Below are 26,846 nucleotides of genomic sequence, written 5' to 3'. Positions count from 1 at the left end.
CCTGAACCTGTTCGTCACGGCGGGTCAGGTCAGCGATTACATCGGCGCACGAGCATTGCTGAGCAGCCTGCCGGACGTGGACTGGCTTCTCGGGGATCGCGGCTATGACGCCGACTGGTTCAGAGAAGCATTGAAAGACAAAGGAATACGCGCCTGCATCCCCGGTCGAAAACAGCGCAAGAAGACTGTGAAATACGACAAGCGCCGATACAAGCGACGCAACAGGATCGAGAACATGTTCGGCAGGCTCAAGGATTGGCGGCGAGTGGCAAGCCGATACGACCGCTGTCCGAAGGTCTTCCTTTCAGCCATCGCTCTTGCGGTACCCGCCATCTACTGGCTACGAGTCCTGACCCTAAGTAACAAGCAACAAAGTCTTATGCGCACAGGTCTTTGTTGCTCTTGAATATTGTCTCATGCCAAGCTGCCAAGAACCTACAACCGGATACGTGCCTTATGTTCAAAAGTTCTGCTGGTATACTCATATGTGTTTCTCTCATGCTTCCTTTTCCGGCATCGGCCCAAGCGGAAGTCAAAACAGCTGAGTTCATTCCTTATCTGTTGGAAGAGCTCGACGAGGTGCGACGTGCGTTGGACGGTCGTGAGGCATCCCAGGAGGGAGGATGGTTCACGAGCGGGGCGGAGGACTACCAAGATGATCTCGACGAGCTTCTTGATGAGGCGCTTGAGCTCATAGCACCCGAAGAGCATGCGCAATGGACGGAAGAAGTCGAACGCTTGGATATGGCCTTGGCTGAGGTGCTTGACCTGCAGGCAGAGCTTCGCCTCGAACAAAAAGGGGCACCGGCCTCCGAAGGAGCGCGCATGGTCGATCGCCTGGTCGGCCGCGAACATCCCCCTGGAACGGTCGAGGCGATCAACCGGCGCCTGATCGAAACCGAGACCGCGATCCAAACCCTTCGCGCTGAGCGTGAAGGGGCAGCCTCTGGACTGGCTGCCGATTTGCGTGCCTTCCACGGTATCGAATTGACGCCCGATCAGGCACGTGCCGCGCTTTTGTCGGTTCACGGCGGCTTGATGGTCGAGTCCGCAGTTGTCGTGAACACACTGGTCGCGGTTGAAAAACAGTTGAGTGAGGCTCTCGAGGAAGGCCTCTCGCAAGAGACCGGGCGCCGCTATCTGGGTGCGGCCTCGATCACACGTCTCGTTCATAGTCGAATGCTTGCACGGCATCTTTCGACCTACGATGAAGTCTGGCTCCCGCGATTGGAAGAAATGCGGTCCGAAAACCTGACGCTACTCGCCGAAACACGTTTACAGCGGGAGGCCGCGCGCCTCGAAGCAACTCGCGCAACTTACGCCCGCAATGTCGAGACCCAGGAACACATCCTTGATGTGATCGGGCAATACGAAAGTATCCTGAAAGGACGCCGAGCAGAAACGGTAGCGGCCCTCCAACGTGCGACCGAACGCGCCGACGCGGCCGTGAATACGCTACGCACGCTTGAAGCGGCGGCGGCTGTATCAGGGTTGATGGACCAGTCATGGTCCGAGTTCCGGGCAGTGACTGAAGTCGAGGTGCCGGAGTTGCTCGAGCTGGAAGCGGAGGACCTTGAGCAGTTCCTTGATATTTCACGTCAATTGAGCGCTGGTATGTAAGAGCTATCTGGGCGTGGATTGCATTGGTTATCAGACTTGCCACTTCTGGGTTGCTTTAAGCTCACGCATATTAATCGCACGATTTCAGAAGTATGGCGGCATTACTTGGCGCGCTGCTGAGCGGACAGGGCAGTGTGGCATTCCGCCGACACGGCCAATCCTTCGGGGGGCCACTCGGAGATAGGTCACAGTGCCGGAATTTTCTGCCCCTGTAAGACTTTATGTGCAATCAGCGGCACCACACGTCAGGTCGTGATGAAATCCACGCTGTCGCCGTGGATGCCGGCGGCTGTCAGGCGTCCGGTGGCATAGGCTCCGGTATCCAGCGCGATGCGCCCCTCCGCGGCACTGGGGGCGTCCTGGATCACATGGCCGTAGGCCACCCACAGTCCGTCGCTGCGCGGCACGGCCATGAAATCGCGATGTCCCCACATCAGGTCGCGGTCGTCCTGATCCTGTGGCGCGCGGGCGGGATCGGCACCGGCATGGGTGATCAGCAGGTTGCCGGTCTGCATCCATTTGGGCAGGTCGCGCAGCCAGTTGATCCGGGCGTCACCCATCGCCAGTGCCAGGTCATCGCGCACGCGGTCCAGCGGGCGGGTGCCGTCGGCATTGGGACCGGCCACACCGTAGCTGGCCAGCGTCTGCAACCCGCCGTTGCGTAGCCAGCGTGGGCCCTTGGCCGCAGCATCGTCGAGGAATCCCAGCAGCATCGCCTCGTGGTTGCCGGCCAGGCAGGTGATCTGGGGGCTGGCCATCAGAGTTTCGATGACGGCGGCGGATTCGTCGCCGCGGTCGATGTAATCGCCCACGCAAACGATGGTGGCCTGCGGGGCCAGCGTCGCGATCCGGTCCAGAAGGATATCGAGCAGGCGCGCGCAGCCGTGGATGTCGCCGATGATCGCCACCGGATCGGGCACGTTCAGGGGGGGCATCGGGGCAGGCGGCGGCGTCTGGCGCGCAAAGAGGCGTGAAAACAATTGCAGCAAGGCGCTGTGGCTCCTGGTCGGTCTGGTCGGGTCGGGCGGACCGTGGGCAAAATTTGCGTCCGTATCAAGTCTGTCATCGGCAAGTGGCCCGCGACTTGATATTCAGGACGAAATTTGAAAATGGAACCTTCGGGTTGCATCGTCTATGCAAGGCGCAGCGCGGCCTGCGCATCGCGCAGTGCGCGGTATTCTGGATGAAAGAAGAATTTTGATGTCCCCTGCCCCCCAAAATACCATGACAGCCGCAGATCAGGACACGGGCAAGACCTTCAGCATCCTGACCATCCTCAACACGCTGTGGCGGGGCAAGTGGATCATCGGGGTCTGCGCGTTGATCGGTTTCCTGCATGCCGCCAACAAGGCCTACCGTGTCGAGGTGCCGACCTACCGTGCCACGACGCAGATGGCGCTGAATTTCGATGCCGATCCGGCCGCCCTGGAGATCACCGGCGGTGTGCCGCAGCTGGGACGCGACCAGTCGAGCTTCAACACCGAAATGGAAATCATCCGCTCACGGGAATTGATCGGCCGCCTGGTGGACCGTCTGGACCTGACGCAGGACCCCGAATTCAACCCTGCATTGCGCGGGGATCCGCCCTTTGGCCTGCGCGACGTGCCGGGTTGGGTGATCGGGCTGTTTCGCGCGGACCCCGAACCCGCACCCGCCGCAGCGCCCCGGCCCGTAAACCGCAACGCCGTGATCACCCGGGTGCGCAACCGGATTTCAACCTCGATCCAGCGTTTCACCTATGTGTTCTCGATTTCCGCCGTCAGCGAGGACCCGCGCAAGGCCGCATTGCTGAGCAATACGCTGGCCGAGATCTACCGCGAGGACCAGATCCAGTCCAAGGTGCAGGGCACCGAGGATGCCGCGATCTGGCTGTCGGACAGGGTGTCCGAATTGCAGGCCGAACTGGAGACGCGCCAGAACGAGATCAACGAGTTGCGCGCGCGCAGCGCCTTGGCCAGCCCCGAGGCGATTGCCCAGCTCAACAGCCAGTCGGTCGCGGCCACCAGCCAGCTGCAACTGGCGGAACTGGCCCGGACCCGCGCCGAGGATGCCTTGGCCCGCATCATCGCGGTCGAGGATGCGACACCCGCCGAACAGGTCGCAGCCCTGGACGACGCGCAGCTGCGCGGCCTGTTGGCCCGGGTTCAGACCGGCGAGGCCACCAGCCAGCAGCGGTTCGACCGCCGTTTCGTGCAGCTGCGCGAGCAGGCCGAGGCCGAGGCGATGCGGGCACAGAACCAGATCACCGAGCTGCAATCGCAGATTGACCGTCTGTCGTTGCAATTCGAAAGCCAGTCTGCCGACCTGATCACGATCGAACAGCTGGAACGCGAAACCGAGGCGACCCGGATCCTGTATGAAACATTCCTGAACCGCCTGCGTGAGACCAGCGTGCAGATCGGTGTCCAGCAGGCCGACAGCCGGGTGCTGTCAGAGGCGCTGTGGGGCAGCTATGTCGCACCGCGCAAGAGCCGGATCACCTTCATGGGGTTCCTCATGGGTGTTCTGGTCGGGGCAGGCATCGTTCTGGGCCGCGAGATGCTGCAAAACACCTTCCGCACCGCCGAAGAGCTGGAAAAACGGACACGGCTGTCGGTGTTGGGTCAGATCCCGCGAATCCCGGCCAAGGGGCGCGTGCCCACGATCATGTATCTGGCGAACAAGCCGACCTCTGCGGCGGCGGAATCGGTGCGCAACCTGCGGACGTCGTTGCTGATGTCCGATATCGACCGGCCACCGCAGGTCATCATGATGACCTCGTCGCTGCCCGCCGAGGGCAAGACGACGACCGCCATCGCACTGGCGCAGAACCTGGCCGGTCTGGACAAGCGGGTGCTGCTGATCGAGGGCGATATCCGACGCCGGACCTTCAGCGCCTATTTCCCCGATGCGACGGAACGGCCGGGCATCCTGTCGGTGATCGCGCAGTTCAGCCAGAACGCCGACAACCAGCGTCAGGCCTCGCTGGAAGAAGCGGTGCTGCGCAATGGCGATCTGGGCATCGACATCCTGATGGGCGAGAAATCGGCGATCAACGCGGCCGATGTCTTTGCCTCTTCGGCGTTTCGCGATTTCATGGCGCAGGCGCGCACGCTGTATGACTACATCATCGTCGATACGCCGCCCGTGCTGGTGGTGCCCGATGCCCGCGTGATCGGCCCCTATGCGGATGCGGTGCTCTATGCGGTGAACTGGGACAAGACGAGCCAGACCCAGGTCGCAGAGGGCCTGTCACAGCTGGCCAAGGCCAACCTGCGGGTCACGGGTCTGGTGCTGACCCAGATCGACCCGCGCGGCATGCGCCGCTACGGCTATGGCAGCAAATACGGCTATGGCGCCTATGGTGGCGGCAAGAACGGATATTACGACAACTGATCGCGGGACCGCAGGCGCCCCCGCGACCTGCGGGGGTGTCGTCAGTTCGATGCGAGCTGGTTTGCGGCGTTCAGCGGGCTGAGCAGCGACGGAATCGCCTGGGCGATCGCACGGTTCCAGCGCGTGATCGGTTGCTGCTGGACAAAGATGATGTCATCGGGTCGCAATTCGAACCGCGGGGCCAGCGTAAAGGCCGCCGCATTGCGCGCATCCAGATGCCAGGCGGTCACAGCACCCTGTGCCGCAGGATTGGGATCGGCACGCATCACGTAGATCTGCGCGGGGTTGCCTGTGATATTGTTGAACCCGCCGTTTTCGAACAGCGCGTCCGCCAGGCTGGATTGCTGGTTGAACGGCAGCGGGAAACGGGTCTGGCGGGACACCTCGCCCACCAGGAACACGTAGTCGCGTTCGGTGGCACCCAAGGATTCGCGGGTCTGGAACAGGCCGCGCTCTTCGGCCAGGACGGCGCGGCGCAGGCCGATTTCGGTCGACAGTTCGGACAGGGCCGTCGTGCGGTTTGCCCGCTGGGTCGCGATCACGCCCAGTTGGCCCTGATAATAGGCCTGCGCACGCGCCAAGTCATAGGTGACATCGACGAAAATCGCATCCCCCGGCAGCACCGTCAGGTTTTGCAGATCGGTCCGCGCCCGGAAATCCGCCAGCGGAATCTGGTAAAGCGTGCCGTCGCGGTAAATGCGGATCGAGGCGAATTCAGGGTCGTCGACCTGCAATCCGCCAGCGGTCAGCAGGGCCTCGTTCAGGCTGGGCGGGTTAAGCGTGATCGGCACTACCCGTGGCGATCTGACAGCCCCGCCCACCGCCGCGCGCCGTGCATTGAACTGCACCACGTCGAGGCTGAAATTGGGGTCGATCCCCGCCGAGATCAGGCGCGAGAATATGGCGGCTTCGGCGTCCTCGACGGTCATGCCTGCAACATTGATCGACCCGACCTGCGGGATCGAAACCGTGCCGTCGTCGCGGACCGTCAGTTCCTGTGCGGTGGTCGTCGTCGCATCCAGCGCCGTCGATTGCGCCAGCGTCAGCCTGACCGCATCACCGGTGCCCAGCGTATAGGGGCCGGGCACGGTCTGGGGCGGGGGCCGCAGTTCCAGCCGCTGCGGGGTAATATCGGGGAAATCGGGGGCCGCAGGCAGCGCACCGGCCCCGCGCAGGGACCCTGCACCCGCCGTCTGAAAGAATTCGGCAGGCAGGCTGCGCGGGCTGTAGGGCTGGCTGTTGGCAAAGCGGATGGTCTCTGCCGTCATCTTGATCTCGCGCACCGTCAGATCGCCGAAATTCTCGGATACGGTGCTGCTGACATAGGTGGAACCACAGCCGGTCAGGGCCAGTGTGGGCAGGGCCAGGGCCGTGCCCAGCAGAAGAGTGCGCAGGTTCATGTCTGAATTCGTCCCCCAAAGCCGCGCTGATCACGACCCGTTGCTTGTCGTGCCCTTATGGCATGGTGGTCTTGCGACGTCACCCTGCGACATGCCAGCAGTGCCGGTCGGTTGCAGCAACGCGACACCTTTCACGGGGCCTTGCACGGTTGCGCGGTCAAATAGGGTTGGCCTTGGAGGGTAATTGCCGTGACAATCGCCGTGGCATGTCAGACGAAAGGCCCCAGATGAAGACCAGACCTATCGCGAAACTGGACCTTGCGTCCTTTGTCCGGCCGCAGATTCCCGGCCAGCCGGGGCGGGTGACGCTGGCGCTGTGGTATCTGGTCAATGCGCTTGTCCTGCGCGGTGCTGTGCTGGGCCTGCTGCCATCGGGGGCCAAGGCGGCGCTCCTGCGGGTCTTTGGCGCGCGGATCGGGCGGGGGGTCGTGCTGAAACCCCGGATCGACATCAAGTCGCCCTGGTGGCTGGAGGTCGGGGATAACGTCTGGATCGGTGAACGGGTCTGGATCGACAACCACACCACCGTGAGGATCGGGTCCGACAGCTGCATCAGCCAGGGGGCCTATGTGTTCACGGGCAACCACGACTGGACCGATCCCGGCTTTGCCTTCTTTTGCAGGCCGGTGGACATCGGGGCAGGGGTCTGGGTCACGGCCTTTGCACGCATCCCGCCGGGCAGTGTCGTGCCCGACCACACGGCCGTGCTGGCGGATTGAACGCCTCAGCCCGCCAGCACCGCACGGTAGATGGCATGGGTCCGCGCCGCGCTGTCGTCCCAGTCAAAGGCCGCGCGCGCAAGCTGGCCTGCCGCTGACGCAGCACGGATGCGCGCTGCGGGATCGACCAGCCAGTGTCGCCAGCCTGCAGCCAGATGGGTAGGAATGGCGGCCTCATCGGTGTCGTCGATCACGACGCCTGCGCCCGCACCTGTGATCTCGCGCCAGATATTGACCCGGCGGGTCAGCAGTGCGGGCAGGCCCGCGTGCAGCGCCTCGGCCAGGGCGATGGCGAAATTTTCCTGCCGCGAGGGCAGCACGAACAGATCGCAGGCCGCCATTGCCTGCCATTTGTCCTGGCCTGACAGAAACCCGGTGAACCGCACCGCGTCTTGTAACCCCAGCTGTCGGGTCAGGTTGCGCAGCGCCTGTTCTGCCGGTCCCGTGCCGACCATCAGCAGACCGGCGTCCGGGTGATCGGAACGAACCAGATTCAGAGCCTGCAATGCGGTTTCGGGTCTCTTTTTATCGTCGAGGCGGCCTAGAAACAGGGCCAGTGACCGCCCGGCCAGATCGGGGTGCCGCGCGAAAAAGGCCGCGCGCAGACCGGCCGTATCCCCGGGCGGCGCATCCGCCCCCAGGGCCACGATATCGGCGCGGTCGTGGCCCACGACGGGGGCGGCCAGATCGCGTTCGTCCTGTGCGGTATAAATCAGCCGTGCGGCCCCGCGTAGCACGCGCCCCTCGACCAGTGCGAGGTAGGCGCGTTTTTTCAGCCGCTTTTGCGCCAGTGAATAGGGATCGAGCATACCGTGCGGTGACAACACATAAGGCACGCCCTGCCGACGGGCCGCGGCAGCGGCCACGGCGGTCAGCGGCGACCAGACCGTGTGCAGATGCAAGATGTCGGCCTGCGCGACGGCGCGCCTGACAGCGGCGCGACCGGCCCCGGTCAGTGCGGCGCGCTGGTGCGGCAGCAGGGTCAGGTCAGGATAGGTCCGGCGCAGACCGGCACCACTATCGTCGCTATAGGCGGTAGTCGTCAGGATATGTGCATCCGCACCATTCGCAGCAGCGCGCGCGACCAGCCGGTCCACGACAACCGGTGGTCCACCGGCGGCGGCGGCCATATAGGGGCTGACGTGCAGCACGCGCAGCGTCACCGCTGCACCTGTGCATAGAGGTCGGCCGTGGCCCGCGCCATGGCGGCGGCGCTGAAACGGTCCTCGGCTGCCGCGCGGGCCGCTGCACCAAGGCGCAGGCGGAGGGCCTGATCGGTGATCAGCCGCTGCAATGCATCCCGCCAATCGTCGTCGCTGTCGCACATCAGGCCGGTGACCGGATGGGTCAGTGCCTCTGCAATGCCGTCGGCGCGGCTGGCGGCGATGGGCAGGCCCGCGTGCATCGCCTCGAGCAGGGCCAGCGGCAGGCCTTCGAACAGCGAGGGCAGCACAAAGATGTCGAGCCCGGCCAGCCGCAGGGCGGCATCGTCGCGCCAGCCATCCACGTGCAGGGGCAGGCTGGCCTTGGCCGCCCGTGCGGTCAGCGAATCCCTGAGGTCACCGTCGCCGATCCAGACCAGCTGCACCCCGGTCTGCCCGGTGGCGGCGGTGTGATCGACCAGCGCCAATGGTGCCTTTTGCGCGGCGATCCGGCCGACGGTGCCCAGAACGATCGTGTCGTCATCCACACCCCAGTCGGCGCGGGCCTGCGCACGGGCGCGGGTCAGTGCGTCCGGGTCCGGCACCGCCACGCCATTCGGCACCGGATGCAGCGTGACCGGTCCCAGCCGCGCCGTCAGTTGCTGGCATGTGGCCGTGCTGACGGCGATATGATGCCCGCGCAACCGGCCCAGCACATGGGCGGTGACCCGGTCGCGCAGGCCGCCCAGCCGTGCGCCCAGATCACGGGCGGCATGGCCCACGTGGATCGTCGACAGCCAGGGTTTGCCACTGGCGGCGGCGGCCAGCACCAGATCAAGCGCATCCTCTGCCACCTGTTGGTTGATATGCAGCACATCGACGTCGAGCGTCGCAAACAGCCCTGTCAGGCGTCTGCGCTGGCGCAGGTCGGCCCAGGCCCCCAGCGCGCGGGTTGGTCGGTCATAGGTGGTGCAAAAGGCAAAGCGCCGGGTCGGAATCGCACCCATCTGGGTGGCAAATTCATCCATGCGGGGGTGATCGGGGATCAGCACCAGCACGTCATAACCCAAGGCCATCAGCCCCTGCGCCAGCACCCGCAGATAAAGCTCGCCTCCGCCGCGCGATCCCGAGCCCGAGGAGACCAGCGCGACCTTCATGCGTCAGTGCCCAGCAGGTCATGGGCGAGGGTGGCCCACCGTCGTGCACCTTCGTCCACGTCCCAGCGGGCGGCGGCGGCACGCACGGCATCGGTCATGCGCGCGCGCAGGGCCGCATCCCCCGCCAGCCGGTCCAGCACCCGTGCCAATGCGTCCGCGTCGCCCGCAGGTGTGATGAAACCGGTTTCACCGTCCTGCACCAGATCGGGGCCAGCCCCGACCGCATCACTGACCAGCACCGGCAGACCCGCGCCAAGCGCCTCGTTGACGACGACGCCCCAGCCGTCGTGACGGCTGGGCAGGCAGAACAGGTCGGCGGCGGCAAAGACCTGCGGCAGATCGGCTGGATCGCGGTGCCCCAGAAACACGACGCGGTCGCGCAGGTCTGCGGGCACGGCGGCGGCGTATTCATCCTGCGCGGGTCCGCCGCCAAGGGCCACGATCCGCAGCTGTGGGTGGGACCGCGCAACACGGTCAAAGGCTGCGAGCAACACGTCGAACCCCTTGCGCGGAATCATCTGGCCGCTGAACAGCACGTCGATGGTGTCGGGGTCAGCTGTCGCGGCATCGCGGGCCGCGCGGAACGGGGCCAGATCGCAGAAATAGGGAATGTTTGCCACCCGCACGCCCGGAAACAGCGCACGGTAGGCCGGCACGGCGACACTGCCCATGGCTGCGATGGCGCGCGCACGGCGCAGCGGTGCCTGAAGCTGGCGGCGCAGGAACGTGCCCAGCCGTCCGCGCGTGGAAAACCCCGGCACCTCGCCCCAGAATACGAATGGCCGCCCATGGCGGGCCATGCCGCGCATCGCCACCTGTGCGGTTACGGCGGAATAATCGCTGACGATCATGAGATCGGGGTCGGCCTGCGCGATCCGGCTCATGATGCCGGGGTTCCAATGGGCCGATGGGCCCAGGCGGGTCAGGGTGCGGCCCGGCAGGATCGTCTCGAAGTCGTGCAGATCGGGGATCGCCCAGGACCGGTCATGGGCGCCTGCGGTGAAATAGAACACCTGCACCTCGACGTCATCGCGCGCGGCCAGGGCCGTGAACAGCTGCCGCTGGTAGGGTGACGGGATCACGGTGAGAAAGAGGAGTTTCACGAAGGACCTTGTGTCAGGAGGAAACGCAGCCTGTCAGCCGGCGCTGAAACTGCGGGGGCGCAGAGAGGCCAGCGCGTTGTGCAGCGGGGCCATGCGGGCGTTGTAGCGGGCGTTTGCGGTGCGGAATTGCGCCAGTGTGCCCTCGAGGTCGTCAAAGGTCGCGGCCAGTTGCGCATCCAACCGCTGACAGGCGAAATCATAAAGCGCACGGTCCATCTGCGATCGGTCCTGAATGGCGCGCAGGGTATCTGGATCGAGGACTGGCGCGGCGCCGCTGCGGGTGGTGTTCAGACGCAGGTAGCGTGGGCGCGCGTCGCCCAAAAGGTGCCCCAGCAGCAGGAAGGATTCGTCGAAACGTTCCTGAATGCCGGTAAAGAAAAACGCTGTCTCGAGATTGCGTTTCGCGGTGGCGAGCATGGCGTCGTCGACGCCGCCGACCGGCGTTCGGTTGATGAAAGCCGATCCGTCGTCCGATCCGGCGATAAAGCGCACCATCCCGTTGTCCAGTTCCAGCAACCCGCTGTCGCGCACAAAGCTGGCCAGATCGCGGTCACGGGCGTGGCTGTGGTAATAGGCGGTCGGTGTATCGCGCGAATAGGTATAAAGCGACACGAAGCGGGCCACGGGATCACGCAGATAGGTCATGTAGCTGGCGGGTGCGGGCAGGTCGCGGTGGATGCCGAAACAGAAATGCCCGCCGAACATGCGGTCCTTCGTCTTGCGCGCCCGTGCGGCCGTGCGCAGATCGCCCGCCAGGCGCGGGTCACGGGTCAGCCGCCATGCCATGCGGCGCAGTGATCCCGGACCGAACCGCTGGCGCAGGTAGGTCTGCACCGTGATGCCGGCGGTTTTCTGGATATGCAGAAAGATGGCAAAGGTCTGTGGGTCCAGACGGGGTGACAGGGGATGCAGGACCGGATCGTTCATCGCAGGGAAAACCGGATGTTCCGGTAGATGACAAAAGCGATCAGCGGCAGCAGGGCCGGGGCCACCGACAGAAAGCTGCGCATGCACAGACCCGCCGGAAAGAATCCGGTGGCATAGAGGATCATGTCCATGTTCGAGCGTGCCCGAAGTGCCTTGCGGTTCCACCATCCAGCCACCGCGCCAAGGATCAGGGCCGCAAGGCCGACGGCAAGTGTCCCGCCCGCCATCCAGAGTTCTCCGACGAAAGTGGCCGACAGGGTCATGCCCGTCACGCCAAGCGCCTCTTCGATGCCCAGTGACAGGCCCTCGGGCTTGCCCGGCCAGAGTCCGCGCGGAATGGGACGGATCGCGGCGGTATAGGGAATCTCGGCCCCCAGAAACGGGTGTTGTTCGGGAAAGATATCCGTCAGCTGGGCGATGTTCACCAGGTTCATGTCGACAAAGAAACTGTCAGAGGTCGCCTCGGCCAATTCAAAGTTGCGCAGGCCCACGGTCCGGATTTCCGGCAAGTAGTAGATCGCGAAATAGCCGATGATCAGCGCAGGCCCGAAAACTGCCGCGGCCTTGGCAAAGGTCAGTTTCGGGCTGAGCAGGGCGTAGGCCGCCAGAAACGTCATCATGTGGCTGAGAAACACGTTGCGCGTGCCGCTGGCAAAGCTTTCGAACAGGACCAGATACAAGATCAGCCCAGTCAGCACCAACTGCCACAGCCGGTATCTGCGCCATTGCGCAAGGACCGCCGCCGCAAGCGGCGGGATCAGGAACTTGAGCAGGGCCAGCTCGCCGAGCAGCGCGCCCAGCGATCCCAGCTGTCCGCGGCTCCAGGGTTGGGAAAACCGTTCCCGCGACATATGAAAAAGTAGTTCCGATAGGCTGAAATTCACCGTCAGCAGCATGTAGAAATAGCCCAGCACGGCGCAGGCCAGCAGCATCAGGATCGTCGCACCGGGCGCGCTATAAAGCGTCACCTGGCGCGGCATGGCACGGCGCACGGGGGCCAGGTGGCGCCCGATCACGATCCCGGCAAACCCTAGGATCACGATTTCCACCGTCAGCTGGGCCGATCCGGTGGTCACCACGTTGCGCACCGGATCCTGCGGCAGCAGGAATTCAAAGAAGGTCAGCAGATAAAGCACCATCAGCATGAACAGGTCGACCCGGATCAGATTGCGCATGCCGACGCTGCCCTCGACCCAGAGCGCCAGCGCAAGGCCCACCGCCAGCACCGCCGATGGCTGGGTAAAGATGTCGTTCGGTGTGGTGGTCGACATGGCCAGCATGTAGCCGATCCCCAGGGCTGCCAGCAGGATCAGTGTCGACATCAGCATCAGCGCGTTCAGGTCCTGCGGCGATACCATATCCTGCGCGCGGCTGACATCGCCCTGCGCAAAAGGTTGCATGGTCTGCGTGCTCATCCAGGATGTCCCGTCGTAACTGCGCCCGGCGTCAGTGCGGCCAGTGATCGGCCCAATGTATCAAGATCAAAGCGCGTGTCGAGGCGGGCGGCCTGCATCATGCGCCGGACGCAGGCCGGGTCGGCACTGAGCCGTGACAGCGTGTCCGCCAGTGCGCCCGGTGTCAGGTCGGGCAGGATCACGCCGTCGGTGCCGTCGCGCACGACCGTGCCGCAGCGGTCCGAGGCGATGACCGGCAGGCCCTGCGCCAGCGCCTCGAGCTGGGTCAGTCCGAAGCCGTCCGACCGGGTGGGAAAGACGAACAGATCGGCGCCGGCATAGGCGGCGGGGGTTTCGTGGCGCGGGCGCGATCCGTGGAACACGATCCGGGGGTCGGCGCGGGCTGTGTCGGGGATGGTGATCTGCACGGGCCCCACCACGTCCAACCGCAAGGGCGCATCCGGCAGCGCAGCCATGGCGTCCAGCGCGATGTCGATCCCCTTGCGCCGGGTGACCTGTCCCAAGAACAGCAGGCGCAGCGGGCGATCCGCCGTGAACCGGTCGGGCAGGTGCGTGCGGGCGGGTGGGGTGGCGGCCCCCTCAAAGGCCAGCGGGACAACGGTGATGCGATCTGCGGGCACGCCCTCGGCGATCAGCCCCTGCCGCGACCAGTCGGAATTCACGAGGATGGTATCGGCCCGGTCAACCTCGCGCCGCCAATGATCCCAATAGATGGCGGGGATGGGGTCCAACGGGTCGCCAGCGGCGGCATAGATGTCGGCCACCATGCGCGCCTCGAACGGGCCGGGGTCGATCTGGCCCAGCACGGTCCGCCAGCCACGGGCGCGGGCCAGTGCGAAAATGTCACCCGCGGCATAGCTGTAGGCAAAGACTGTCAGGTCCTGCCCGGCGGGGCGGTGGGCCAGATGCGCAGCCGCGTGTCGCGCGAACCAGGCGTTGCGATGCAGGATGGCGTCCCAGCCGCCGCGCCCCGTGATCCGGTCGCCCACCTCGCGCAGCAGGGCGCGGGTGGTGGGGGCCCAGACCCGGTGATCCGCCAGCGTAGGGTGATCGCGCCCGGCCAGACGCGCGGGCAGCATCCGCCGCAGTGGATGCCCGCCTGCCCAGACATCGGTCAGCAGTTCCGACAGCAGCCCCTGCCGCGCCAGCGCCCGCGCCACCGCGAAATTCTCGCGCGCGCCGATCTGGCAGACGATCCAGGGGGCAGGGCTGGTCATGGCTGGGGCTTGGCCGTCCAGGCCAGCGCCGCCCCGGCAGAGCCGCGTTTGAGCGCGCGGTAGTCCCGGTAGCATGCCGCCGAGACAGGGCGGCGGTCGCGGCGGTGCTGCCAGGCCTCGGACAGGCCCTGTGCCAGACCGCGCAGATGCCAGCCCGCGTGACCGTGGCGCAGCCCGAACCGCAGGCCGTTTACGATGGTGCCGGCCAGATGGACGATGGCCTGCGGCATCGGCACGTTGTGCATGACGAACAGCACATCGTTCTTGCGCCCGCAGATCGCGGCGCGACGCGACGACCGGCGCGGCGATTCAAAATGATGCATCGGTGGTGCTGTCCCGGCCCGGACCTCGTGGCCGTGATCCAGCAGGCGGATCGCAAGATCGCCCTCTTCGCCCATGTAGAAATAATGCGCGCGAAACCCGCCGACCTGCTGAAAGGCCGAACGCCGGACCGCATGGGCGGCCCCCACAAAGGCATGCAACTGCTGGCGGGGATGGGCGGTGACATGATGCACCTCTTGCGAGATGCGCACGTTGACAAAGGGGATGCCGATGGCGGCGACCTGCGGGTCGGCGAAATCGGGCAATGTCTTTTCGCAGGTCGTGGGGTCGACCAGTTCCACGTCGTCATCAAAGGAAAAGACGATCTCGCAGCTGGCGGCCGCGATGCCTGCGTTGCGCTGGAACGCGGGGCCCTGCCCGGTGCCTGCGTGCAGGTAGCGCGCGGAGGACGCGATCCGGGCGACCAGATCGCGGGTGGCCGCCGACCCCTTGTCGTCCATCACGATGATCTCCAGCGGGATCGTCTGGCGTTGCAGCGAGGCCAGACAGGTGGCCAGTTCGTCATCGCGGTCGTGGGTGGTGATCACGACAGAGGCTGCGGGGGGCCGGGGGGTATCTACGTTCATCACAAGGCTCCTTTGGCGGCGGGTGTCAGGGGCCGTCCCGGCACGCCTGCGATGCGCGCGCCGGGGGCCACGTCGCGGGTGACGACGCAGCCTGCGGCGATCACGGCATCATCGCCGATCGTCACGCCCTTGAGGATGATGGCACCAGCCCCGATCCAGACGTTCCGCCCGATGGTGACGGGGGTGCCTGTCAGCGGCTGATCGGCCAGACGGATGCCGGGGGCGGTGCCGTGATCGTGGTCGGTGATATAGACGAAAGGCCCGATCATGCAGTCTGCGCCGACGCTGATCCGTTCGGAGGCGTCGAACATCGTCTGGCGGTTCACATAGCTGCGCGCCCCGATCGTCAGGCGGGGGCTGGCCGCGCGTGTGCCGCTGGTCAGCAGCACGACGCCATCGTCCAAGGCGACACCGTCCGCCAGCGCGATGTCCCAGGGGTTGCGCGGCACGCGAATGCGGTGCAACCGGCAGTGGCCTTCGATCTGCATGCCCAGCCTGCGCCAGGTCCAGACCCGCAGCCGCGAGGCCAGCCCCACAGGCCAGCTCAGCAGACGGTTGATCGTGGTGTCGGTCATGGTGTCACCCGTCCTGTCATGCGCCGCATTGCCTGGCCAAGCGTCAGTGCAGGCACCGCCAGCAGATAGCGCCAGCGCCCGGCCGCCAGCGCCCAGGGCAGCGTCCGCAGATAGAGCCGCAGGGCAGCAGTATCGCCCTGTCTGACCCCGGCCAGCACCGCAGCGCGGACATGCCCCAGCAGGATTCGGCGGCGCTGCCCGCGCCGCGCGGTCCCACCGGGATAGCGGCCCGCGGCCTCTTGGGCGACCAGCCGCGCGATCCCGGCGGTATTGCGTGCAGCATCGCCCATTTCATTGCTGTCGTGCAGGCGGTGCAGCAGGGTCACCGGGGCTGTGACCTGCACGAACCCCCGTGCCGTGCCCAGACGCAGGGCCAGATCGTGATCCTCTGCGTTGATATGGGCGGTGGTGAAACCGCCTGCCGCGTCAAAGGCGTCGCGCCGGATCACCATCATGCCCGCCCCCGCAAAATGACCGGCCCCCGCGCCGGCCAGAAAATCGGCATAAGCCTCTCCTGCGGCGGGTGCACCTTGGTGCGGTGGCGGTGTGCCCGTGAAATCGGCAAAGCGGGCGAACAACAGGGCCGGGTGGTCATGGGCCACGATCAGGCTGGCAAAGGTCCGCAGGCTGTCTGGCACCCACAGGTCATCACTGTCGAGAAACGCCAGGTAGGTGCCCGTTGCCTGGGCGGCCCCTGCGTTGCGGGCCGCACCGGGGCCTGCGTTGGCCTGTGTCAGCACCTGCACGCCCGGTCTGTCCGCCAGGGCCGCCAGCGTGCCGTCGGTGGATCCGTCATCGACCACAATCACCTGCGCGGGCGCATGGGTCTGGGCCGCGACACTGTCGAGACAGGCCATCAGATAGTCCCGTCGGTTGTAGCTGGGGATCACCACCGAAAAACCGATGTCCGCGGGATCAGTCAAGGAAATCGACCCGGTCCGTTGTGGCATGCAGCGCCAGATGCGAGGTGTCGCGATAGAGATCCGGCCCGTAAGCCTTGGTGGTCAGAAAGTTCGCCCGGGGAAAGCTGTCCTGCACCAGCGCCACATGATCCAGCAGCGAAAAGGGATAGAAGATGCCGTCGTAATCGGTGTCGTAATAGCCCTTGCCACGGGTGTGCAGCCGGCAGAACAGCGGCCACAGCCGCAGGCGGCGCAGCGCGTTCTTGATGCGGCGCGACCTTGTACCGCCCCAGCCATAGGCGTTGTGGTCCGAGAGAAAGACCCCCTTGCGTGCGACGCGACAAATTTCGCGCAGGGCCACGTCGGGGGTCGCGATATGATGCAGCACGCCAAAGGCACAGACATAGTCGAAACTGTCGTCGGCAAAGGGCAGCGCGCAGGCGTCGCCCTGTTGCACTTGGTCCTCCCCCAGCCCCTTGTCGCGGCAGACGGCGATCATTGCGGCCACGGGTTCGATGCCCCGCAGGGTCATGTCGGGATGGCGGTCGCGCAGATGCACCAGGGCCCGGCCCGTGCCGCAGCCCACGTCCAGCAGGCTGGTGACGGGGGTATTGTGCAGGATACCGTCCAGATAGCGCAGTGCGATGGTATGTTCGTCGCCGTCGATGATCTGCATTGCGTCGTAATGCGCCGCAGTGCGATCGTAATAGGCGGTCTGGGGACTGTCAGGCGTCGGTGTCATGGGCGGCGCGCTCTCAGGTTGGAGGATCGGTGACGCAGGGACCGCAGGGCGGTTTCGGTCCAGATTGACAACTCTATCAAAAAGGCTTCAACGGCGCGTTCCATGGACGCACTGGATCGCCGATGGATCGAAATGCCCTCAACTGGGTACGCCCCAGCTTTTTTGCGATCTTGTGTTTGATTTTGTCGAGTCGGCTACGATGCTGGAAGGGAGATAAATCAATCTCTTGAAGTGTGTGCGCCATATTTTTCTGTACAAAGCCGATGGCTTTTCTGACGTGTGCGTCAGAGCAATCATCTAGCAGCATAAGACCACCTTTCGTCATGACCCGCGCTGAAAAATATATATCAACAAATACATCCTCAAAAAGGTGAGAGCCATCAATATATATAAAGTCAAATGATAGACCTTCATCTATCATTTGAGGTAGTGCTGATGCAGAAAACTTATTCAGAGTTTTCATATATTCCGAAAGGCCTGCTAAATCGACATTCAGCTCACCGCAGCCATCCCATACCGTGTCCTGAAATGGATCGATCGCGTAGTGCATTCGTATTCCTGCCGGACCTAAATTTCGGTGTGCAGATGTAATTGTCAGTGCCGAAGCACCGAGCGCCAGCCCGATTTCAAGAGTTTTCGCAGGTTTTTCAACCCGCATAATTTCAGAAATAACCTCAATATTGCGACGCGTTGATAAAGAGTGGGTTTCGATACGTTTTCCAGTCCGGCCTGTCATATGGCCGGCTTCCCGAATATCTTGGATAATTTCTACGACGTTCATTGTATAAACTTTCTATGGTATGTCGCTATCACTTCTGCGAGTTGAAATCCAAAAATACGGTAGACAATACTGTAATTTACGGGTGCCGCAGCCCCGGCGGGCCGGAACCCGCGCCCCGAAATGGCGGCGTGATGCGCGCGCGCCTCGGTCCGGTCGTGGGGCCATGCGGCGCGGGCCATGTCGAACCGCGCCTGATCGATGGCCTGCTGGCGGTGCGGTGTCAGACCGCCGGTCTGGTCCAGCCAGGCCTCCAACCTGTTCAGGATCAGCGCCCGCTGGGTCCGCACGCGGGCCGGATCCCGCGTCGACAGGGTCCCGCTGTCGAACCGGCGATAGATCGCACCCCGCGCCGCAGGATGATGAACGAACCGTTTGCCCGCCATCAGCAGCCGCAGATAGAGCTCGTGTTCCTGACAGCAGGGCTGGTCCACCCGGAACCCGCCCACCGCGTCCAGGGCGGCCTTGCGCCACAGTGGCGCGCCGGTCTGCGGCAGATGCCAGCCTGCCAGCAATGCGGGCGGATCATGCGGCGCGGGGGTCGGCGTCCATGTGCGGTGCACGGCACCATGGCCATGCCATTCGACGGTTTCGGCCCCGTAAAGCACATCCGTGTCATCATCCACCGCGTCCAGCTGGGCCGCGATCTTGCCTGTCTCAAGGCAGTCGTCGGCGTCCAGAAACTGCACCCAAGGGGCCTGTGCCAGCGCCAGCGCGCGGTTGCGGGTAGCAGGGGCACCGCGGTTCGGTCCCGTTTCCCAACGGATGCGCCCGTCAAAGGCGCGGATCTGCGCCAGCGTCTCGTCGGTGGACCCGTCGTCGATCACGATGACCTCGATATCCGGTCCCTGCGCCAGCGCGCTGTCGATCGCGGCGGCAACCCAGGGGCCCGCATTATGGGCCGGGATCAGGACAGAGGCGCGGGGCGTCACGCGGCACCCTCTGGCTGGCTGGCGCGGGCGCGCCGGGGCGGGAAATCGCGGGCAAAGGTGGCAGGGTCCACACCGGCAAAGCGGGCGATGTCATCCAGCCGGTCCCAGATCTCGTCAAACGCAACACAGAGCACATCACCCCGGTAGCGTTTGAAACGGGCCAGCTGCCGCGCCTGACCCCGCAGATAAAGCCGCTGACCCAGCGGTGTATCCCCCAAGACCACACAGGCGGGCAGCCCCAGCTTGGCCGCCTGATAGGGAAAGAATCCGCGCCGGATGATGCTGCGCAGGGCCACGTCGGGATCGCCGTGGATGAACAGAATGCGCGGCCGCCCGCGCAGGAACAATGGCGGACGGGCGGGATGTTTCAGCCCGTCCTGATCGTGGGCCGCGTTTGTTTTGACGAACTGGTGCAGGTGTTTCATCACGAATGTGGTGCCCACCCCGCCGGGCGAGCAGACCAGCACGTCAAAGCGGCGCGGCGTGATCTGGGGCCAGAGCGCGCGGCGCAGCGCCTTGACAGAGAATTTGATCTTTGTTTTCGGAGTCAGCATTGGATATTCCTGAATTGTGAAATACTCAATTTAACTTGATCGCGCGCAATTAAACCGAGCGGCACGCGGCCAACGAAGGCAGCCCACCGGCTGAATGTGCTTGGGACCGCAATAATATAATCGCATTGGCTCATAGCTTGAAGGTCACCGATCACGGATCCTGGCCCCCTAATGATGTTCATGTTGGGGCTAGATGGCAGATCTTGAGGACTATCTGAAAAAACCATAATTGATACTCGGCGTGGCACACATTGTTCTGCAACATGGCGTGCGGCGATAAGGTATTCTTCTAGCGTTAGAAAGTATCGGCCATTTTGAAATACGGCATAATCGCCATGCCGCACATGTAGCCCAATGATAATATCCGCTTCTAGACGTGCCTGTCTGATGACATGATCCGAAGCAGCAGTATTTTCAAAACGAAAATATGAGCGAATGGTCGTATCGTGTTTCTTCGTGAGAGTGGTGTTTCTGAAGCGCCAGCCAAACAATGCAGTCACAGGGGTGTTCATAAGCTTTGCCAATCGGGCTGGCTCGCTTAAATCAATATCATAAGCTGGCGTAAAACCCTCGCAGGTGATGCTTTGCGCCAGAGCGTTGCTCGGCATGCGCCGAATAATTTTAGCACCCGTCAAAAGAATATCATGGGTTTTTTTTCTAATTTTTGTGGTGCCTGGTCTCTGAACTGACGTGGGATAGGTCGGAACTGCTCCTGGTCGTGACCCAACAAAAGCATCAGCATACGCATGGAATGCCGGATTTAGAACACGCAGTCCTGTTTCTGCGCCAAGCGCAACAAGATGCGCTGCTTGAAAGAGCTGGTTGCCTAGCTGTCCTCCCGTTTGCGCCATCAAAAGAGTTGGTTTCAAATCTGTTCCCCTCTTGAAATGCTCATCTCCCGGCCTCCAGCGCCTGTTCAAAGACAGCACGATGCTGTGCCGCGACGCGGTCCCAGCCGGTGGCGGGGTCCGGGGTGCGGGGGCCGCGCGGCAGGGCGAGGGCCTGCAATATGGCCTGTCCCAGCGGGCCGGGGGTGGTGTCATCTGCAATGACCGCGTTGCGGGCCTCTGCCGTGCCGGGGGTGCGGGGCACAACCACCGGCACGCCGTAATCCTGCGCCAGCGTCACCGTGCCCGAGGTCAGGCTGGCCGCAAAGGGCAGCACCAGCACATCGGCGGCGGCCAGAAGAAGCGGCACCCGGTCGTCCGGCGCCTTGCCCATATCCAGCCGGACCTGCGGCAGATGCTGCGCGCGGGCGCGGGTGGCACTGGCATGGGCGGGATCAGGGGCCTCGCCCGCGATCATCAGCTGGGCGGTTCCGCGCTGCATCCCCAGCGCGTCCCATGCGTCAAGCAGGGGCAAAACGCCTTTGTAGGGTCTGATCATGCCGAAAAACAGCGCCAGCGGCGCATCGGGGTCCAGCCCCAGGGCCGCGCGCGCGGTGACCCTGTCGGGTGCGGGGCCGTAGACATCGCGAAACGTGCCGTGGGGGATCACCGTGATCCGGGCCGGATCCGCGCCCAGCCGGTCCAGGACCGCATCGCGCGCGCCGTCGCCATGGGTGATGATCCGGTCGGCCAGCCCGGCCAGCCGCCGGGCAAAGACCAGATCGAGCCGCGGTGTCGCGGTGTCATGGCCGGTCAGGTTATGCGCGGTCCAGACCAGTCGCGTGCCGCCACGTTTGACCAGGGCCAGATCGGCCAGTGTGCGCAGGACGTAGGCTGCGCGCAGCAGCGGGGCGGTGCGGCGCAGATAGGCCTCTGGCCAGTGCAGATGGAGGATCTGGGGGCGGGGCGCGCTGCGCAGGTCGCGCCACAGCGGCAACCCGCGCCGGTAGCCACGGGGAAAGGTCACATCGACACCCAAGGGCGACAGGGCCTGTGCCAAAAGCTGCTGATAGGGATTGCCCTGCCGCCAGTCGGGGGCCGCACGCACCTGCATGTCACCCCCGCCGGTCATGTCGTTAGCAGTGCCCCCTGCAGACGCCGCATGCCTTCGGTATACATCTGGTTGCGGACCGCACCGACATAGTGGCGATAGGGTTTGTCACCCACATCCCCTTGCAGGAACACGCGGTAATCCTCGGGCAGCAGTTCGGCCCCGAAACGCGACCCTGACAGGGCAAACAGGGTCTGTTCGATGCGCCAGAAATGCCCTTCCATCATGCCCGGAATCCCTAAAAATTCCTCCATCCAGTCAAGGTTGAGACTGTCGCGGTGCACCAACCCGAAGCCCGAATTGATCTGCGGGACAATGTCAAAGCCATGGGCGCGGATCGTGTCGATATCCACCGCATAGGCGGTATCCACATCGGCGTTATAGGCGTTCACCCGGCGGTTGCGGTCGTCCAGCCGGTCCAGAAAGGCGGTAGGCCGGTCAAAGAACAACAAATCGCTGTCGAACAGGATCATCCGGTCGCTGTTCAGGAAATGCGCGAAATCGAAACTCTTGATCGACAGGGTGTTGGTTTCGCGCAGGCGGCGGCAGCGCGGATGGCCCGACAGGCTGTCGAGCACCGCATCGCGGGCGTCCGATTGTTCAATCACGCGGGCATCGGGGAAATGATGGCGCAGGGCGGTGACCGCCTCTGCGGGCAGGTCGGGGTCGCCATGGATTGCCAGCGCATAGGACCGGCCGGTCTGCGCATAGAAGCTCTTGAGCGACCAGATCAGGTTCAGCCAGTCCCCGGTCGAGGTCAGAACATGCAGTTCGGCGTCAGTATCGGTGGTGCCTGTCACCGGCGCGGTGTTCAGGATGCGGGGCCGGACGATATCGCGGGCGTAGATCAGCCGGGGCGACTGGCGGGCCAGATGGCGCGCCTTGTAGAGGAGTCTGCCGATCACGGGATATCCTTTGACGGGGACGGGAACGCGCCTGCCTTTTGATAGATGGCAAGGTAGGCGTCAATGAACCGGTCTGGGTTGTGGTCGCGGGCTGTGGCCAATGCGCCAGCCCGCAAGCGGTCCATCAGTGCGGGATCGCGGATCAGGCGGCGGGTGGCGGTGACAAGGGCTGCAGGATCATCGGGCGGAATCAGCAGGCCCGACACGCCGTCGCGCACGATCTCTGGCACACCGCCCACGGCGGCCGCGATCACCGGTGTGCCACAGCCAAAGGCCTCGAGGCTGACCATCGAACTGGTGTCGGCGCGCGACGGATGCCAGACCACGTCGGCGGCGGTGTAGTAGCGGCGCAGGGTGGCGGTATCCTCGATCATGCGCGGGGGCAGGCCGGGGATGTCGCGCAGCAGGGCGGCCATGTCACCGTCGGGCGGCACGATCCCCGTGGGTAACAGGAACAGGCGGTCGGCATCGGGCCATGTGGCGCGGATTTCCCGGGTGGCGGCGGCGGTGATGTCCAGCCCCTTGCGCAGGTCCAGCGCATTGCCCGACACCGACACCATGACGGCAAAGGCGTCGTCGGGGATGCCCAGTGCGGCGCGCGCCGCCGCCCGGTCTGTCGGATAATAGTCAGGCCGCCAGCTGGGGTTCTGCACCGTATGGCGGGGCTGGCCGCCCATGACGCTCTCCGCGATCCGGTCGGTGATCCATTGGCTGACCCCCACGGCCTGAAACCGCATCCGCCCGTAGGCCAGGCGGCGGGCGGTCAGGATCTCGGCACTCGCGTCGCGGGCCTGATAGATCAGCGGCCACTGGCCGAACTGCGGACAGGACCCGCAGCGCCGCATCCAGCGGTCACAGCCGTAGGGATAGACGCAGTTGCCCGTCAGCGGCGCCATGGAATGCACGGTCCAGACGATGGGCTTGTCCAGCCGGCGGACCAGATCCAGCAGGCTGACGGGCGGCACGTCGTGCAGGTGCACCACGTCGTAATCCGCCAGTCGCGCGGGATCAAAGGCCACTGGCCCGTTGGGCGACAACAGGTTCAGCGCACCGTAGCCCAGCCTCTGCACCACGCGCCGCTTCAACCCACGGCGCGGCGCGGGTGGGGCGTCGATAGTCTGGACGAAATCCGCATCCGACGTCTTGGTCGCGACCAAAAGGTCGGCGTGGATGCCGCGATCCCGCAGCCCTTGCGTCAGGTAATGGGCGACCCGCGCAGCCCCCCCGCGCCAGTCCGTCGTCGAAAGCGCCAGCACCCGCATGTCAGCCGCGCCCGATCAGGCGGCGCAGGGCCTGTTTCACACGCGAGCCCGCGCGAAAGAACCGGGGGAAATCGGCCTTGTAGTTGCGGCGCAGCCTGGTTTCCCAGACCTGTTTCTGCCAGGGAAAGGTATTGTCCTCGACATCCGGCGGCAGCACGGCGGTGAACACCTCGTCCCAGTTGGGACCGTAGAGGCGGCGCAGCTCCTTCGCGGCGAAATTGCGCGCGCGGCGCTGGTATTCATGGCGCGACAGCGGCACGACCTGACCGTAGGTGCTGCCACCTGGCGCATGATAGAGTGTCGCCACATCCGAATAGGCCAGAAACCAGCCCGCGCGATAGACGTTATAGGCGAATTCGGTCCCGGCCCCCTGGGAATAGTGGAACCGCGGGCTGCAATAGCCGACCTCACGATAGGCATCCCCCCGCAGCAGCATGGCCAACCCGTGGATCGTCGAGGCCTTGTGCCACTGGCGTCCCGGTTTGGGAAAACAGCCCTGATAATCGTCGGCCTCTGGCTCTCCCGGGCCGATCGCGGCCATCGCGGGGTCGGTCTGCATGGCCTCCCACAACAGCCGCAGCGTGTCCTGACCGGGGGCAAAGACGATGTCGTTGCACACGAACCAGTAGTAATCCCAGGCGGGCCTGTCCGCATGGGCAAATGCCAACCCCTGATTGAACGCGAAATAGCGCCCCCGGTAGGTCGGGTCATGGAAACTGTGGGTGGCATGGCGCGACCGGCCCTGCGGGCTGCTGCCGGCCTCGACCACGTATAGCCCCACATCCAGCCCGGCCCCCATGTCGCGGACCTGTTCCACGACGGCGTCGGTCAGGTCGGGGCGGTCACGATTGATGACGATGATGGCGACACTATCCATGGGCGGGATCCTCGAACTGGTCGGACAGATGCAGGCAGGGCCAATACAGCGGGTCCTCGATCCGCAGCGCGCCCACGGGCGGCGGGGCGGGGATGCTGTCCAGTGCCGGCAGGCCCGCCAGACGGCGCAGCAGGGCCGCGGCATTGGCCCATCCGGCCGCGGGCGACAGCGCACCGCCCGGGATATGCAGCAGGCGGTCGCCCAGCCCGGCGGTATCCATCAAGGCGGCGGTCACGGCGGAATCGTCCACCAGCAGGTCATAGCCCGCCCCGTCCCACAGCGGGGCCAGCGCCCAGGGCGTCTTGGCCGCCAGCGACAGGGGGCGGGCGGCATGGGCCGGGGCCGCAGCGGACCACAGCGGGTCCGCGTCGTCGGGGGCGGTGGTCAGGCGATGGGCCAGATCCTCGGCCGCCATGACACGGGGACCCACCAGCGCGCGCAGGGCAGGCAGGCGGTCCAGCAGCAGATCGACACGGGTGCGCGCACTGGCCGTGGCCAGACCAAGGACCGCACCACGGGTCTGCAACCAGCCCAGCACCGACAGCATCGGCAGGTCCGGAGTGACCACGATACGCGGCGCGGTCAGGGCCGGGTGGTGCCTGCGGTCCACGGCATCATAGCGCGGCCGCCCGCGCAGCAGATGCAGCCGCCCGCGCCATGACACCTGCATCCGGTCATAGCGCCAGCCCGGCACGATGGCAGGATCACCATAGCCGCCCCGATCCCAAAGCGCGGGACAGGTCTGGCTACCGTGCAGCAGCGTGTCGTCCAGATCCAGCGCGATCCGCAGACCACCAGGCAGGCTTTGCCCTGCAAGGACCTGTCCGGCCCAGTGATCGACCGCATCCGGGTCCGCCAGCGGCACATCCAGCGCAGTGCGATCCAGCAGCGCAGGCGGCGGCGCGATCGCCTCCGCCGGGCGCAATGCGGCCAGCGCAAGGATGATATCGGGGGCGGTGGTCATTGCCACTGCACATCCGTGCGCAGCACCCGGGCCGGCACACCGCCGACCAGGCTGCGCGGCGCCACATCGCGGGTGACGACAGCGCCCGCCGCGACAACAGCCCCGTCACCGATGGTCACCCCCTTGAGGATCATCGCACGCTGTCCGATCCAGACATCATTCCCGATCACCACAGGTGCTGTCGCAGAGCCGCGCCCCGCCAGACCGTGATTGTCGGAATCGCGGATCACCACGTCAGGTCCGATGGCGACCCGGTCACCGATACGGATATCCGCAAAACAATCGATGGTGCCGCGATAATTCATGTAGCCCGACCCCAGCGTCAGCCGCGCCCCCGGTGCCAGCGCACAGACGAACCCCGTATGCAGCCGAAACCGCCCCGTCACCGTGATCGCAGCCCCGGAGTCGAGCTTGAGCACGCAGGGCAGGGCCACGAAATGCGGCCAGCGCGCGCCCAGATGCAGCAGACCGTCCGACATTGTGATGCAGGCGTCAGAAGCGGCTGCGGCACGCACGCCAGCCTCGACCACCAGCCGACCCGGTCCGGTGACGCGCACCCACCGTCGCAACACAAGGCCCCGCATGACGCCCACCAGTTGCCCGCGCCGTGCACGCAAGGATGCGATCATCCTGTCCCCTCCTGCGGATCGGTGCTGAGCGGGTAGCCCAACAGCTTCAGTTCAGGGGCAGAGAGGGCCTCGAACAGCCTGATCTCGTCTGAGGTCATGCGGTCGCGCCAGCCACCGACCGCGCCGGTTTGCAGGGTATGGGCCTTGCGCGGGTCGTCGCTGGTGGCCCGCGCGCGTTGCCGGTCCAGATCGGTCAATGCGATGATCCGAGCGATGCGGTCATCGCTCACGGATTTGCCCAGAAAATCCGCCACGCGGCGGATCTGGGCTGCGGGATCGTGGCGCAGATCCTCGTAGCGCAGCATCAGGAACCGGTCGGGATAGCGGCGCTGATAGGCCAGCGCCTGCCGGACATGATCATGCCACAGGCCAAAGGGCCGCCCGGCCCGGTCCGCGATATAGGTCAGCCGGTCGCCGGCGTAGCTGCCGACCTTGTCCTGGTAGGCATGGTTCGACAGGGTCGCATCACGCCCGTCGCGCACGTTGTAGATCACGCGCGGAAACAGATCAAAGGCAGGTGTGTGGTTTTTCAGCACCCGCGGGGTGGCCGTGCTGTGGTCCGCCTCGCGGCTGCGCGGCACCAGCCTGTCGATCACATCCAGATCCACGTCATCCAGTGTCGGGTCCAGCACAAAGGCCACGATCATCCGGGTCCAGGTGTTGCCCGAGCGTGGAAAGGAACACATGTAGACATCGCTGGCCCGGCTGTTAGTTTGGCGCAATAAGCGCGCCCGCTGGCCCGGTCGCAGCACGCTGAATGAAATGCCGTGACCAAAGAGCCATGATTTCAAACTGCGCGCCATTG

Annotated in this window: 26 protein-coding genes and 1 pseudogene; 4 read left to right on the top strand and 23 right to left on the bottom strand. The window is 64.9% G+C overall.

Translation table 11 applies throughout. From position 1 onward, the window contains the following. Both BMX27_RS15420 and BMX27_RS15415 read left to right on the top strand, forming a co-directional pair. A pseudogene (locus tag BMX27_RS15420) lies at nucleotides 1-343 on the top strand (IS5 family transposase); the annotation flags it as partial. 155 nt (nucleotides 344-498) lie between these two features. Further along, nucleotides 499-1,620, top strand: a complete 1,122-nt coding sequence (locus tag BMX27_RS15415) for a hypothetical protein (protein WP_143056840.1) — start codon at nucleotides 499-501, stop codon at nucleotides 1,618-1,620. Between the two features lie 245 nt (nucleotides 1,621-1,865). Here BMX27_RS15415 and BMX27_RS15410 read toward each other — a convergent pair whose 3' ends face one another. Further along, a complete protein-coding gene (locus tag BMX27_RS15410; protein ID WP_090161094.1) occupies nucleotides 1,866-2,555 on the bottom strand; it encodes a metallophosphoesterase in 690 nt (229 codons plus the stop codon). Between the two features lie 265 nt (nucleotides 2,556-2,820). On the opposite strand from BMX27_RS15410, the gene BMX27_RS15405 reads away from it, so the two are divergent. Beyond that, a complete protein-coding gene (locus BMX27_RS15405; RefSeq protein ID WP_177172754.1) occupies nucleotides 2,821-4,995 on the top strand; it encodes a GumC family protein in 2,175 nt (724 codons plus the stop codon). A 41-nt stretch (nucleotides 4,996-5,036) separates the two neighbouring features. Here BMX27_RS15405 and BMX27_RS15400 read toward each other — a convergent pair whose 3' ends face one another. Next, nucleotides 5,037-6,395, bottom strand: coding sequence for a polysaccharide biosynthesis/export family protein (locus tag BMX27_RS15400; RefSeq protein ID WP_177172753.1), 1,359 nt, complete (start codon nucleotides 6,393-6,395; stop codon nucleotides 5,037-5,039). Between the two features lie 227 nt (nucleotides 6,396-6,622). On the opposite strand from BMX27_RS15400, the gene BMX27_RS15395 reads away from it, so the two are divergent. Then, the gene (locus BMX27_RS15395) at nucleotides 6,623-7,114 is read left to right on the top strand and encodes an LbetaH domain-containing protein (RefSeq protein WP_090161081.1); all 492 of its coding nucleotides are present in this window, start codon (nucleotides 6,623-6,625) and stop codon (nucleotides 7,112-7,114) included. A gap of 5 nt (nucleotides 7,115-7,119) precedes the next feature. Here BMX27_RS15395 and BMX27_RS15390 read toward each other — a convergent pair whose 3' ends face one another. The 21 genes from BMX27_RS15390 to BMX27_RS15290 form a co-directional block, all read right to left on the bottom strand. Further along, nucleotides 7,120-8,277 carry a glycosyltransferase gene (locus BMX27_RS15390; protein WP_090161079.1) on the bottom strand — a complete coding sequence of 386 codons (1,158 nt, stop codon included), beginning with the start codon at nucleotides 8,275-8,277 and terminating at the stop codon, nucleotides 7,120-7,122. Continuing rightward, nucleotides 8,274-9,413: a glycosyltransferase family 4 protein gene (locus BMX27_RS15385; protein ID WP_090161077.1), complete on the bottom strand. Its 1,140-nt coding sequence runs from the start codon at nucleotides 9,411-9,413 to the stop codon at nucleotides 8,274-8,276. The genes BMX27_RS15390 and BMX27_RS15385 overlap by 4 nt, the downstream gene beginning before the upstream one ends. Next, nucleotides 9,410-10,516 carry a glycosyltransferase family 4 protein gene (locus BMX27_RS15380; protein WP_090161075.1) on the bottom strand — a complete coding sequence of 369 codons (1,107 nt, stop codon included), beginning with the start codon at nucleotides 10,514-10,516 and terminating at the stop codon, nucleotides 9,410-9,412. Before BMX27_RS15380 ends, BMX27_RS15385 begins: the two co-directional genes overlap by 4 nt. Before the next feature lie 33 nt (nucleotides 10,517-10,549). Next, nucleotides 10,550-11,443 carry a sulfotransferase family protein gene (locus tag BMX27_RS15375; RefSeq protein WP_090161073.1) on the bottom strand — a complete coding sequence of 298 codons (894 nt, stop codon included), beginning with the start codon at nucleotides 11,441-11,443 and terminating at the stop codon, nucleotides 10,550-10,552. Further along, complete coding sequence (locus BMX27_RS16920; protein WP_090161072.1) at nucleotides 11,440-12,858, bottom strand: hypothetical protein; 1,419 nt, start codon at nucleotides 12,856-12,858, stop codon at nucleotides 11,440-11,442. Before BMX27_RS16920 ends, BMX27_RS15375 begins: the two co-directional genes overlap by 4 nt. Next, on the bottom strand, nucleotides 12,855-14,075 hold the full coding sequence (locus tag BMX27_RS17110) for a glycosyltransferase family 4 protein (protein ID WP_177172752.1): 1,221 nt from the start codon (nucleotides 14,073-14,075) through the stop codon (nucleotides 12,855-12,857). The genes BMX27_RS16920 and BMX27_RS17110 overlap by 4 nt, the downstream gene beginning before the upstream one ends. Then, nucleotides 14,072-14,983: a glycosyltransferase family 2 protein gene (locus BMX27_RS15360; protein WP_090161068.1), complete on the bottom strand. Its 912-nt coding sequence runs from the start codon at nucleotides 14,981-14,983 to the stop codon at nucleotides 14,072-14,074. The genes BMX27_RS17110 and BMX27_RS15360 overlap by 4 nt, the downstream gene beginning before the upstream one ends. Continuing rightward, nucleotides 14,983-15,558, bottom strand: a complete 576-nt coding sequence (locus BMX27_RS17105; protein ID WP_090161065.1) for an acyltransferase — start codon at nucleotides 15,556-15,558, stop codon at nucleotides 14,983-14,985. The genes BMX27_RS15360 and BMX27_RS17105 overlap by 1 nt, the downstream gene beginning before the upstream one ends. Continuing rightward, entirely contained in the window at nucleotides 15,555-16,481 is a 927-nt protein-coding gene (locus BMX27_RS15350) for a glycosyltransferase family 2 protein (protein ID WP_177172751.1), read from the bottom strand. The genes BMX27_RS17105 and BMX27_RS15350 overlap by 4 nt, the downstream gene beginning before the upstream one ends. Continuing rightward, complete coding sequence (locus BMX27_RS15345) at nucleotides 16,474-17,202, bottom strand: class I SAM-dependent methyltransferase (RefSeq protein ID WP_090161090.1); 729 nt, start codon at nucleotides 17,200-17,202, stop codon at nucleotides 16,474-16,476. The genes BMX27_RS15350 and BMX27_RS15345 overlap by 8 nt, the downstream gene beginning before the upstream one ends. A gap of 76 nt (nucleotides 17,203-17,278) precedes the next feature. Beyond that, entirely contained in the window at nucleotides 17,279-17,983 is a 705-nt protein-coding gene (locus BMX27_RS15340) for a class I SAM-dependent methyltransferase (protein WP_090161061.1), read from the bottom strand. Next, nucleotides 17,980-18,912: a glycosyltransferase family 2 protein gene (locus tag BMX27_RS15335; RefSeq protein ID WP_090161059.1), complete on the bottom strand. Its 933-nt coding sequence runs from the start codon at nucleotides 18,910-18,912 to the stop codon at nucleotides 17,980-17,982. Before BMX27_RS15335 ends, BMX27_RS15340 begins: the two co-directional genes overlap by 4 nt. Then, nucleotides 18,909-19,466: a hypothetical protein gene (locus tag BMX27_RS15330; RefSeq protein WP_090161058.1), complete on the bottom strand. Its 558-nt coding sequence runs from the start codon at nucleotides 19,464-19,466 to the stop codon at nucleotides 18,909-18,911. Before BMX27_RS15330 ends, BMX27_RS15335 begins: the two co-directional genes overlap by 4 nt. Then, nucleotides 19,460-20,335 carry an alpha-1,2-fucosyltransferase gene (locus tag BMX27_RS15325; RefSeq protein WP_177172750.1) on the bottom strand — a complete coding sequence of 292 codons (876 nt, stop codon included), beginning with the start codon at nucleotides 20,333-20,335 and terminating at the stop codon, nucleotides 19,460-19,462. The genes BMX27_RS15330 and BMX27_RS15325 overlap by 7 nt, the downstream gene beginning before the upstream one ends. A gap of 22 nt (nucleotides 20,336-20,357) precedes the next feature. Then, the gene (locus tag BMX27_RS15320; protein ID WP_090161053.1) at nucleotides 20,358-21,425 is read right to left on the bottom strand and encodes a glycosyltransferase family 4 protein; all 1,068 of its coding nucleotides are present in this window, start codon (nucleotides 21,423-21,425) and stop codon (nucleotides 20,358-20,360) included. Next, a complete protein-coding gene (locus BMX27_RS15315) occupies nucleotides 21,422-22,309 on the bottom strand; it encodes a hypothetical protein (RefSeq protein ID WP_090161051.1) in 888 nt (295 codons plus the stop codon). Before BMX27_RS15315 ends, BMX27_RS15320 begins: the two co-directional genes overlap by 4 nt. Next, a complete protein-coding gene (locus BMX27_RS15310) occupies nucleotides 22,306-23,565 on the bottom strand; it encodes a glycosyltransferase (RefSeq protein ID WP_177172749.1) in 1,260 nt (419 codons plus the stop codon). The genes BMX27_RS15315 and BMX27_RS15310 overlap by 4 nt, the downstream gene beginning before the upstream one ends. A 7-nt stretch (nucleotides 23,566-23,572) precedes the next feature. After that, nucleotides 23,573-24,448, bottom strand: coding sequence for a glycosyltransferase family 2 protein (locus BMX27_RS15305; RefSeq protein ID WP_090161047.1), 876 nt, complete (start codon nucleotides 24,446-24,448; stop codon nucleotides 23,573-23,575). Next, nucleotides 24,441-25,418 carry a hypothetical protein gene (locus BMX27_RS15300; RefSeq protein ID WP_143056838.1) on the bottom strand — a complete coding sequence of 326 codons (978 nt, stop codon included), beginning with the start codon at nucleotides 25,416-25,418 and terminating at the stop codon, nucleotides 24,441-24,443. Before BMX27_RS15300 ends, BMX27_RS15305 begins: the two co-directional genes overlap by 8 nt. Further along, nucleotides 25,409-26,041, bottom strand: a complete 633-nt coding sequence (locus tag BMX27_RS17100) for an acyltransferase (protein ID WP_090161040.1) — start codon at nucleotides 26,039-26,041, stop codon at nucleotides 25,409-25,411. Before BMX27_RS17100 ends, BMX27_RS15300 begins: the two co-directional genes overlap by 10 nt. Continuing rightward, complete coding sequence (locus BMX27_RS15290) at nucleotides 26,038-26,844, bottom strand: sulfotransferase domain-containing protein (RefSeq protein WP_090161038.1); 807 nt, start codon at nucleotides 26,842-26,844, stop codon at nucleotides 26,038-26,040. Before BMX27_RS15290 ends, BMX27_RS17100 begins: the two co-directional genes overlap by 4 nt. Nucleotides 26,845-26,846 lie beyond the last annotated feature (2 nt).

The sequence above is a fragment of the Loktanella sp. DSM 29012 genome, assembly GCF_900110705.1.
Taxonomy (GTDB): domain Bacteria; phylum Pseudomonadota; class Alphaproteobacteria; order Rhodobacterales; family Rhodobacteraceae; genus Loktanella; species Loktanella gaetbuli.
Note: the sequence above shows the minus strand (reverse complement) of the source record. Positions and strands in the feature narration are given on the sequence as shown.

Coding starts and splice junctions, on each gene's coding strand:
- BMX27_RS16920 (WP_090161072.1), bottom strand. CDS start 12,858: ATGAGCACGCAGACCATGCAACCTTTTGCGCAGGGCGATGTCAGCCGC.
- BMX27_RS17100 (WP_090161040.1), bottom strand. CDS start 26,041: ATGATCGCATCCTTGCGTGCACGGCGCGGGCAACTGGTGGGCGTCATG.
- BMX27_RS15375 (WP_090161073.1), bottom strand. CDS start 11,443: ATGAACGATCCGGTCCTGCATCCCCTGTCACCCCGTCTGGACCCACAG.
- BMX27_RS17110 (WP_177172752.1), bottom strand. CDS start 14,075: ATGACCAGCCCTGCCCCCTGGATCGTCTGCCAGATCGGCGCGCGCGAG.
- BMX27_RS15305 (WP_090161047.1), bottom strand. CDS start 24,448: ATGGATAGTGTCGCCATCATCGTCATCAATCGTGACCGCCCCGACCTG.
- BMX27_RS15395 (WP_090161081.1), top strand. CDS start 6,623: ATGAAGACCAGACCTATCGCGAAACTGGACCTTGCGTCCTTTGTCCGG.
- BMX27_RS15290 (WP_090161038.1), bottom strand. CDS start 26,844: ATGGCGCGCAGTTTGAAATCATGGCTCTTTGGTCACGGCATTTCATTC.
- BMX27_RS15330 (WP_090161058.1), bottom strand. CDS start 19,466: ATGCTGACTCCGAAAACAAAGATCAAATTCTCTGTCAAGGCGCTGCGC.
- BMX27_RS15320 (WP_090161053.1), bottom strand. CDS start 21,425: ATGACCGGCGGGGGTGACATGCAGGTGCGTGCGGCCCCCGACTGGCGG.
- BMX27_RS15385 (WP_090161077.1), bottom strand. CDS start 9,413: ATGAAGGTCGCGCTGGTCTCCTCGGGCTCGGGATCGCGCGGCGGAGGC.
- BMX27_RS15415 (WP_143056840.1), top strand. CDS start 499: ATGCTTCCTTTTCCGGCATCGGCCCAAGCGGAAGTCAAAACAGCTGAG.
- BMX27_RS15400 (WP_177172753.1), bottom strand. CDS start 6,395: ATGAACCTGCGCACTCTTCTGCTGGGCACGGCCCTGGCCCTGCCCACA.
- BMX27_RS17105 (WP_090161065.1), bottom strand. CDS start 15,558: ATGACCGACACCACGATCAACCGTCTGCTGAGCTGGCCTGTGGGGCTG.
- BMX27_RS15360 (WP_090161068.1), bottom strand. CDS start 14,983: ATGAACGTAGATACCCCCCGGCCCCCCGCAGCCTCTGTCGTGATCACC.
- BMX27_RS15340 (WP_090161061.1), bottom strand. CDS start 17,983: ATGAACGTCGTAGAAATTATCCAAGATATTCGGGAAGCCGGCCATATG.
- BMX27_RS15405 (WP_177172754.1), top strand. CDS start 2,821: ATGTCCCCTGCCCCCCAAAATACCATGACAGCCGCAGATCAGGACACG.
- BMX27_RS15345 (WP_090161090.1), bottom strand. CDS start 17,202: ATGACACCGACGCCTGACAGTCCCCAGACCGCCTATTACGATCGCACT.
- BMX27_RS15410 (WP_090161094.1), bottom strand. CDS start 2,555: ATGCCCCCCCTGAACGTGCCCGATCCGGTGGCGATCATCGGCGACATC.